The 7,517-nt window shown below is 52.2% G+C and carries 9 protein-coding genes, 1 pseudogene and 1 CRISPR repeat array; of the genes and pseudogenes, 1 reads left to right on the top strand and 9 read right to left on the bottom strand.

The window, feature by feature from the left end; genetic code table 11:
* The coding region (locus BLP80_RS16195; RefSeq protein WP_143002210.1) for a transposase at nt 1–168 on the top strand (168 nt) is incomplete at its 5' end.
* A 34-nt stretch (nt 169–202) separates the two neighbouring features.
* Here BLP80_RS16195 and csm6 read toward each other — a convergent pair.
* From csm6 to BLP80_RS06285, 9 genes and pseudogenes are all read right to left on the bottom strand, one after another.
* Nucleotides 203–628 (bottom strand): annotated as a pseudogene (csm6, locus tag BLP80_RS06325) (CRISPR-associated ring nuclease Csm6); the annotation flags it as partial.
* Nucleotides 625–1,176, bottom strand: coding sequence for a Card1-like endonuclease domain-containing protein (locus BLP80_RS16605; RefSeq protein ID WP_176754291.1), 552 nt, complete (start codon nt 1,174–1,176; stop codon nt 625–627). The pseudogene csm6 and the gene BLP80_RS16605, both read right to left, overlap by 4 nt.
* Nucleotides 1,177–1,212: 36 nt before the next feature.
* Nucleotides 1,213–1,770 (bottom strand): PDDEXK family nuclease, encoded by a 558-nt coding sequence (locus tag BLP80_RS16600; protein ID WP_090541439.1) that lies wholly within the window; start codon nt 1,768–1,770, stop codon nt 1,213–1,215.
* 175 nt (nt 1,771–1,945) lie between these two features.
* Nucleotides 1,946–2,239, bottom strand: coding sequence for a CRISPR-associated endonuclease Cas2 (gene cas2 / locus BLP80_RS06310; protein WP_090541437.1), 294 nt, complete (start codon nt 2,237–2,239; stop codon nt 1,946–1,948).
* Between the two features lie 2 nt (nt 2,240–2,241).
* Nucleotides 2,242–3,207, bottom strand: coding sequence for a CRISPR-associated endonuclease Cas1 (gene cas1 / locus BLP80_RS06305; RefSeq protein WP_090541435.1), 966 nt, complete (start codon nt 3,205–3,207; stop codon nt 2,242–2,244).
* 9 nt (nt 3,208–3,216) lie between these two features.
* Nucleotides 3,217–3,498: a CRISPR-associated endonuclease Cas2 gene (cas2, locus tag BLP80_RS06300; RefSeq protein WP_090541455.1), complete on the bottom strand. Its 282-nt coding sequence runs from the start codon at nt 3,496–3,498 to the stop codon at nt 3,217–3,219.
* Between the two features lie 96 nt (nt 3,499–3,594).
* Nucleotides 3,595–3,909: a CRISPR direct-repeat array (repeat unit 36 nt; unit sequence GTCTCAATCCCTTTTAAATCAGGGCTGTGTTGCTAC).
* A gap of 75 nt (nt 3,910–3,984) precedes the next feature.
* On the bottom strand, nt 3,985–4,581 hold the full coding sequence (cas6, locus tag BLP80_RS16185; RefSeq protein WP_256324979.1) for a CRISPR system precrRNA processing endoribonuclease RAMP protein Cas6: 597 nt from the start codon (nt 4,579–4,581) through the stop codon (nt 3,985–3,987).
* Between the two features lie 377 nt (nt 4,582–4,958).
* A complete protein-coding gene (gene csm5 / locus BLP80_RS06290) occupies nt 4,959–6,566 on the bottom strand; it encodes a type III-A CRISPR-associated RAMP protein Csm5 (RefSeq protein WP_090541431.1) in 1,608 nt (535 codons plus the stop codon).
* Nucleotides 6,566–7,516, bottom strand: coding sequence for a type III-A CRISPR-associated RAMP protein Csm4 (locus BLP80_RS06285; protein WP_090541429.1), 951 nt, complete (start codon nt 7,514–7,516; stop codon nt 6,566–6,568). The genes csm5 and BLP80_RS06285 overlap by 1 nt, the downstream gene beginning before the upstream one ends.
* Between the last annotated feature and the right edge of the window lies 1 nt (nt 7,517).

Raw genomic sequence — 7,517 nt, 5'->3', positions numbered from 1 at the left:
ATCGAAGGTAAATGGGCTGTTTTACCGAAGCGGTGGGTAGTCGAACGCACGTTCTCCTGGCTGGGTAACTTTCGCCGTTTATCAAAGGACTTCGAAATCCTGCCAGGCACTGCCGAAAATATGATTCGAATCGCCATGATGAAAATAACACTTGCAAAATGCGTCTAATGTTTTGCCAGACAGCTTCTGAGAGTGCGTAACCCGCAAAGAACCCCATGCTTTTCCGCCCACCCGCAATGGAAACATGCAGCATCAAAGACGTATCGCTGCAAAAATTGCGTACAAAATCCACAATATAATCAGCTGCGCGCAGATTGTCTTCCGGTGTGCGGATGTCAGAAAGCGGATTGCCGAAGGTATCCTCGATCACATGAATGTTTTCAAGTGGGAAGGCGATATCATGGAGACCGTAATCTTTACAAAGCGCATAAAACTGACCGATGGAAGGATCAAGCAGGGAGAGCCTGGCACGTTCCGCACCTTCTCCGGTAGAGATGACATGAATCTCCGTCGGAATGAATTTTTCCTGTGATTGTACGGCCAGGGCATACAGCGTTTCGGTGACCACCTGCGGAGTCAAACCGGTAACTAACAGGAGAACACGACGCGAATAGTTGGCAGATTTCATCTCAACCATGCTTTCAATACCCCCCGTAAATCGCGTAACTGAGAACCGGAAACGACTGCTAGATTCATCTGCGCCGCTCTGTTTTTATCAATGTCGCCCAAACTGCCGCGGAAATCAACCAGCATGGCCTGGGTACGCAACCCACCCATCCTGCGTAAGGCATCGAGTTTGTAGAGCGCATCGGTGCCGCTGGTTTCGCCCGTTTTGCCATCGAATGCCAGATTGGCCGATTTACACTCGATAATATACAAAGTATTTTTCAGCAAACAGGCAGCATCCAGCTCATTCTGGGTTTTACCATTGGGCGCGAGCACTTCAATGCCCGTTCCCCAGTCCGTAATACCCAGCGTGGGCGCCAGAGTGGATAGCGATTGAAGAATCAGGTACTCCAGCCATCCTCCGTTCACGAATCTGCGTGCGTGCCCATCAGGAAAGATGAGCCTGTTATCCTTCAATGAAAGCATGTTTTCATGCTTGAACATCGAAATTAAATCGTCAAATGCTTTGCTGTCGAGATCGTATTTGTCCAGTTCCTGGGAAACGAACACCCCAGTCTCCTTTGCTTCCACAGCCTTGCTTGCCAGTCAGTTCAATTTGCCCAGGGCCTTGCCAAGACGCTCACTTTCATAGGCAAGGCGATCAACAAAATCGCGGATATCCTTGTTGATATTGGGCTTGCTCATCTTCAGCACGGAATAACCATGCGCTTCGAGATACTGCTTCAGTCTGATTTTGGTTGGCAGCGTGAATGGGACTTCACGGGTATCGAGGCGAATCACCTCGTCGTTCTCGATATTGATGTAAAACACTGGTTTCTTTTCTTCACGAAAAACATCCAGCGCAGCCATCGCCATAACCTTGGTTCCACCGGTTGCATTCAACGCGCCCCCATCGGATTGTTTACCAAGCCATTCGGCAAAGCATTCCCAGCATTGGTTGTAATCGTAAGGATCTGGAATATTTAATTTTTCCACTTTGACGCCTTGTTCTCTCAGGACTTTCTCAAGCCAGCATGCTTTTTCCTGCATATCTTCACTGACGGCCAAAGTCACGACAGAGGGCTGGAAGCTTGGGTCGAGCGCAGGCACGAGATTAGGCGTCGCTTGTGTGGAAACCAGACAAAGGTGGCTATCGAATTTCATTCATTATCTCCAGAAAGAATTTTTTTCGGGTTGCAGCAAGTTAAATCATAACTGCAATGGCAAAGTGTTGTAATGATTGGCAAGCTTGCCATGGCCGGCAATCTTTCATGGCCAGAATAACCTTGCAAATCGTTACCATTTAGCGTTAATTACCTATTTGGCCATGAAGAAACTGTTATATGCTGTTTTGCCCAGAGGGTAGCCCACTCCAGTGAATTCCGGCTGGCAGCGTTGCCTTGCCGATGCGCTCCTGCAAACCCCTCGCTGGCAGAGGATAGCAACGCAGATCATCGGTATCGGGATCGATGAGCGAGCTGATCTCTTCCATGCAGCGCTGCTTGTCGATTTCATGACCAGCAAGCAGAAACACGCTGAGCTCCAGCGGAATCGCATAACGGAGCACTACCCGGTGAACCCGCTGCAAACGCCGGGAGTCGGTAATGTCATAGCCGATAATCCAGTACAGCATGGTCAGCAAGTCTCGTTTTCATTCTTGGTAGGGGGTGGGCTGATCGTGAGTTGCACCATCAATTTTGCAATTTGATCAGCCAGCATTTTGCGTAAGCGTTCCGCCAGGGCTTCCCATTCTGCATAAAAAGCCACTCGTCCGCTTTTGTTCATAAAGCAGCCATTTTCTGATGTGGAAAAAAATTCCGGTCTCAATATTTCCTTGCGGAAGAGTTGTAATGCGAAGCTATCCACTTCGACCCTGATGGGCTCGACGAGATCACACGCCAAGGATTCCCGGCCAAAATCGAGTTGGTGGTAGAAGCCAATAAACGGATCGAGTCCGGCGCCATAAAGTGCCAGCACTGCCTCGGAATGCAGCAAGGTGTAGCCAAGAGAAAGCACGGCATTAAGCGGATCGCGCGGTGGCCGGCGGTTGCGCTGGGTGAAATTCAGCCGGGGAGCTGCAATTGCGGCAATGCCCTTAAAATGTGCTGCCGATGCGGCGCCTTCGATACCCCGCAGTGCGGCAATGTTAGGCATCTGCATGATACGCAGCAGAATCTGATCGAGCGTGCGTAAAACCAGCGTCAGCTCATAGCGGTGATCGAGTGCAACTTCGCGTAGCGCTAAAGCGTAATCGCGCTGCGTGCCGACCTTGTCGAGAACCAGGGTGCGGGAGAACGCCAGGCAAAAAGCAGCATCGCCTGATAATTGATACTGCGCCACCCGTCTGGCAGCATCGTTATGAGGCCGAGCCAGCAGGAGGGTAGGCTCGGCCTTGCGGCCTGATAGGACAATTACGCCAATGCCGCGTTCGCCCAGCTTGCCGAGCACGCTGGATTGCAAGCGCACATCGCCGCGCAGAAACACCCGTGACAGCGGCGCCATCGGCACCGTGCCAGTTCTCAAGCCATTCTCACGAAAAACCAGTGCTTCTCCATCCACTTCCAGTTCAACTCCGCGCCGGTCAACATAAAGACTCGTCAAGGTATCCTCCTAGGCAATAATAAAGGGGGTGTTCACTGTCATAGTGACCGCAACACCAAAGCAATCCGGCTTCATGCGCGGATCGAGCTGAAAGATATGAACGCGATCCTCCGTCTGATCGATCAACTCAACCAGACGCACTCTTACCGCCCGCAGCTCTTGCGGCGTCAGCCAGCATTCAAAAAAAGATTTCTGTCCGCCCGTCTTGTAGCCCAGCAGAAACTGGTGAACTTGCCTTAGCCGGCGTGGGCAGCAGACGTCATAACAAATCAAATAAACCGAACGGCTCATGAGTATTGATCCATTGTTCAACCTGATTGCCAGTGTAAAGAGAAACCGCGGAAACATACTGACTGGCAAGCTTGCCGATATTTCGATTTCTTCTGTGTCCCAATCCCTTTTAAATCAGGGCTGTGTTGCTACGCAGAAAAGTACAGAGAGATGGGCATAACCGAGCGTCTCAATCCCTTTTAAATCAGGGCTGTGTTGCTACATCAAATCTTCAGCTAAATCGCCAGTTTCTTTCTGTCTCAATCCCTTTTAAATCAGGGCTGTGTTGCTACGGCAGATCGCTACAGCTTTGATGACGAGCCAATGTCTCAATCCCTTTTAAATCAGGGCTGTGTTGCTACTTACGGCCACATGGGGATCCTCGCAAACAGTCAAGTCTCAATCCCTTTTAAATCAGGGCTGTGTTGCTACTCATTACTGTCATTTTTCCCTTTCCGATCAAATGATTATCAGGGGCATTCACAAGATTTTTCAGGTGCGTCATAGTTATGTTCCGTGTTCCATCAGAATACGATATTTTCCTAGCCCGAAGCTGGTTTCCTTGCCGACATGCAGCCATGATCCCAGGCGCAGTGCATCATGGAATGGCGCAAGATTACCGCGCAGTTGCCAGTTGCCGATGCAGCCGCCCAGTTGCATGGTACGCTGCTGGCGCGATGAATGCCGTGTCCAGTCACGCCATGTCAGATTATGTTTGCTTTCAATCTGATTCGCAATCTCCGTCATTCTGGAAAATTTACCCGCAGTATAGAGCGGTTTGCCGTCATGGATCTCGGCCAGCAAGCTCGCCCGGCGGACCAGCGCCATGAGCAGGGCGCGTGCACTGACTTTGGCGGGAGGCAGGGCGTGGCCTTCGTGCTGCAATCTGAGCGGCGTCTCGAACTGCAAGGTGATGTGCTCCGGTAGCGTATCTATGCGCAGAGTTACATGCCGCGGATGTTCGGCCAGGCTCTGACCCGGTTGGTGAATCAATCGGGCGGCCTCTTGACCACCAGTATGCTCATTGATAACGCTTACACCGAGCAGTTCCGCCGTGCCGTCACCTGCGCCGACACCACGCGCAAAAGCACGCTGCCATGACATGATGCATAACGGTAAATACTGCTGCGCGTTGCCGATCAGTATGAAACCAAAAGAAAGGGTTTCGCCCGGTGCATAATCCTTGATTCCCCAGGCCGGCGGCTCGATGACATAGGGCACGGGGGCAGTGGCAATGTTTTTCAGCGAGGCCATCTCTGGTTTGGGTGGCTCAAAAACGGCGGGGTAGGGACAGTTGCGCTGCAGCAGGCAGCCGTGACAGTCTTTTGCCCGCGTGACGCAGGCCAGTTGCCGTAATGCGCGCCCAAATACGCCGCGCAGCGTCGAGCCGGCATATTCCGGCAGCCGTAATGGGGTAGTGACCTCGAAATCGAAGCGATAGCGGGCAAGGGGGTAGGTAGTGATCATGATGAGATCTACCTCTATGCCTGTCCGCGCAAGGCAGTCAGTTTGAGCTGTTTGCGCAGATCTTTGGCATCGAGATTCATGAGTTTGCCAGCCCGGTCTTCGAGCATATTGGCCAGTGCGCTTTTTTCTTCTGTGCTCCAATCAAGACTTTCCAGCGCTTGTTGCGCCAGTTTTTTCATCGTTCCACCATAGAACTGATCGGATACATTAATTTTCCGGCCCATTGCCAGGCGCTTATCGATTTCGTCACGCAGCCGCGCGATTTGCCGCATGTTTTCGCTCATGCTGGCCAATTCGGCTGCTTTTGCCTGTGCAGCTTCCGCTTCCCTGCGAGTGGCTTCTTCTTCCTCAATACGTTTCTGTTCGGCTGCCTGTTTGGCGGTTTGCCAGGTTGCGCGTGCCTGCTTGACCTGTTCAAGGCGTTCACGCTGTGCATCGCGTAGAGTATCTGTATATGGCCGGAGTTTGTCGCGCACGGCGATGGAGAGATACTGGTATTCATCCTGGCAGGACTCGACCCATAGCCAGCCGAATGGCAGCAGACCGCTGGCAGCTTCTCTGCTTTCGCTGGCAAAGCGTTTTTCGGTGGTTTCTCTATGATAGGTGGGAGGGGAGCCTTTTTTACCCAGAATCTTAATATCGCGCACACCATTGAGTGTTACTGATTCTGCACCAGAGTGCTTGCCGACACGCAGCAGAAAGCCCTGATGGTTTTTGCCTAACTCATCGAACTCATTATTGAGTAAATCTTGCATGGTTTGCTGCCATGTCGCATCAAGCATGTCCGCCAGATGCGCATGCTCAAGCTCGGCTTCCAGTTGTGGCCAGTAGAAAGCATTGCAGGCATCACAAAGCTGCTGCCATGTCAGACTGTTTTCATCTTTGATACGAATTTCTCCAGTGAAGGCATCGCTCAGCAATCCGGGAATGGTTTCGAGAAAAACCTTTAGTTCGGATGCGTTACGTTCGCCTGGCCGCTTTTTCTTGCTGACCGCGTAGAGAATATGGGTGGGCATGGGTTCATCGTCATGATGGGCATCCGCTAAATGCAGATGGCGCAATGAGTCATTCTCGAATTTGCCAGCAGTGTAGCCCAATAGCCTCTGCTGAAGTGCCTGATTGGTTTCCTTACCTTTTCCTGCGATTTGTTGCAGCGGCTTTCCGCTGTTGAGGGCATCTAGCCAGGCAGTGCGGATACTGCCTTTGAGCGAGCTGCCTGGCAGGTAAGGTGAAAAATCAATAGTCCGGTACGCCGTGCGGGTAATTGGAAACATATTGTAGGTGAGCTCACCGCCAACGCCTCGTTGCACTGGCTGGCCAGCCTTGACCTCATATTCCTGCGCAATATCACTTGCTACGCCGATAATATGGCTGGCGAGCGGCGCAAAGCGATCTCGCCTGGATTTGAAAAACTGTTGAATCGCACCGATGGTCTGCCTCGCATTGAGCTCGCGGCGCTCGTTATCATCCAGCACATCGGCCAGCACGGCCATGTCCAGATAGTGCAACAGGTTGTCCTTGATCACGAAATTGGTCGGGACATAATCCTCATCACTGCCGATATGAATCGGCGAGAGGGTGGTTAAGGTGATCGAACGGCAATCGATTTTATCCATAGTCATTAGTCATCCCTATTTAAGCTCACCACTGGCGCATAGCCTTGCTGGACAGTGGCTGGCTCGCTTTTTGAAAGTTGTCCGTTACCGCCCAGGCCCTGGCCGATGAACAGCGTATCAGCGGGCTTGTCTGCTGCAAAAATGGCGCCGGTGGCAGTCAGCAGCACTGGATTCTTGAAAGGGTTGGCGGCGAGCGCCTGGTGGCTACCATGCCGGCCAAAACGGGTGATCACGCGCCAGTAGCTTTTGTCAGCGTCGAAACCCAGTCCCTGCGGCGCGCAGGGGGCGAGTGTCCAGAAAGCATTGGTTTTTTCTGGTGAAATGGCCGGAGCAAAATGATGTGACTCGATGCTGTTGACGCCGAATTTACCTAAACCGATACTGGCATCCCGTCCATAGCCCTGCATGCCGATGGCCTCAAGCAGGATTCGCATTTTTTCGATCGGCAGACGGGATTCATCCAGCGCCAGGTAAAGATCAATGGCTTGATTGTGCGCATAAAAGATTTGCCTTTGTGTATAGGGGGCAAATTGACCCGTACCGGTAGTGCCGGTCAACCGGTTCAAGGTGTTGTGCGGCTGAACAGCTTCCACAGGTTTCTTTGTGTAGGCCTCGTCATCTGATTTCGCTTCTGCCAGCATGCCCTTGAGCGGTTTGCCCACCACCTCAAGCGGTATCCAGCGCTGATGCTTGATCGCTTTGCGTTCTTCAGCACTTGATGCCGATTCGAATGACTGGGGCAAGGTAGGTTTGGGCAAAAATCCTGCCGGAAATCCGTCGGAGACAACCAGCCAGGGGTTGCCGGTGGTATAACCATTGAGCAATCGCTGCAATTCAGACTCACCCCACTGTTCACGTACCGCCCAGCAACACTGACCAAACAGCGTGTCTCCCACCAGCAGGGTGCCAAAGGCGCTGTGCAACCGCAAGCTCGCACGGTAAAGGGTATGGGCCATG

This window comes from Nitrosomonas sp. Nm132, from assembly GCF_900100485.1.
GTDB lineage: Bacteria > Pseudomonadota > Gammaproteobacteria > Burkholderiales > Nitrosomonadaceae > Nitrosomonas.
The sequence above is the reverse complement of the archived record's forward strand: the minus strand, read 5'-3'. Positions and strand labels throughout refer to the sequence as shown.

Bases quoted from the DNA above. Each gene is read 5' to 3' on its own strand.
- cas2 (WP_090541455.1), bottom strand. From the start codon at position 3,498: ATGAGCCGTTCGGTTTATTTGATTTGTTATGACGTCTGCTGCCCACGC.
- csm5 (WP_090541431.1), bottom strand. From the start codon at position 6,566: ATGACTATGGATAAAATCGATTGCCGTTCGATCACCTTAACCACCCTC.
- BLP80_RS06285 (WP_090541429.1), bottom strand. From the start codon at position 7,516: ATGGCCCATACCCTTTACCGTGCGAGCTTGCGGTTGCACAGCGCCTTT.
- cas6 (WP_256324979.1), bottom strand. From the start codon at position 4,581: ATGTCATGGCAGCGTGCTTTTGCGCGTGGTGTCGGCGCAGGTGACGGC.
- cas2 (WP_090541437.1), bottom strand. From the start codon at position 2,239: ATGCTGTACTGGATTATCGGCTATGACATTACCGACTCCCGGCGTTTG.
- BLP80_RS16600 (WP_090541439.1), bottom strand. From the start codon at position 1,770: ATGAAATTCGATAGCCACCTTTGTCTGGTTTCCACACAAGCGACGCCT.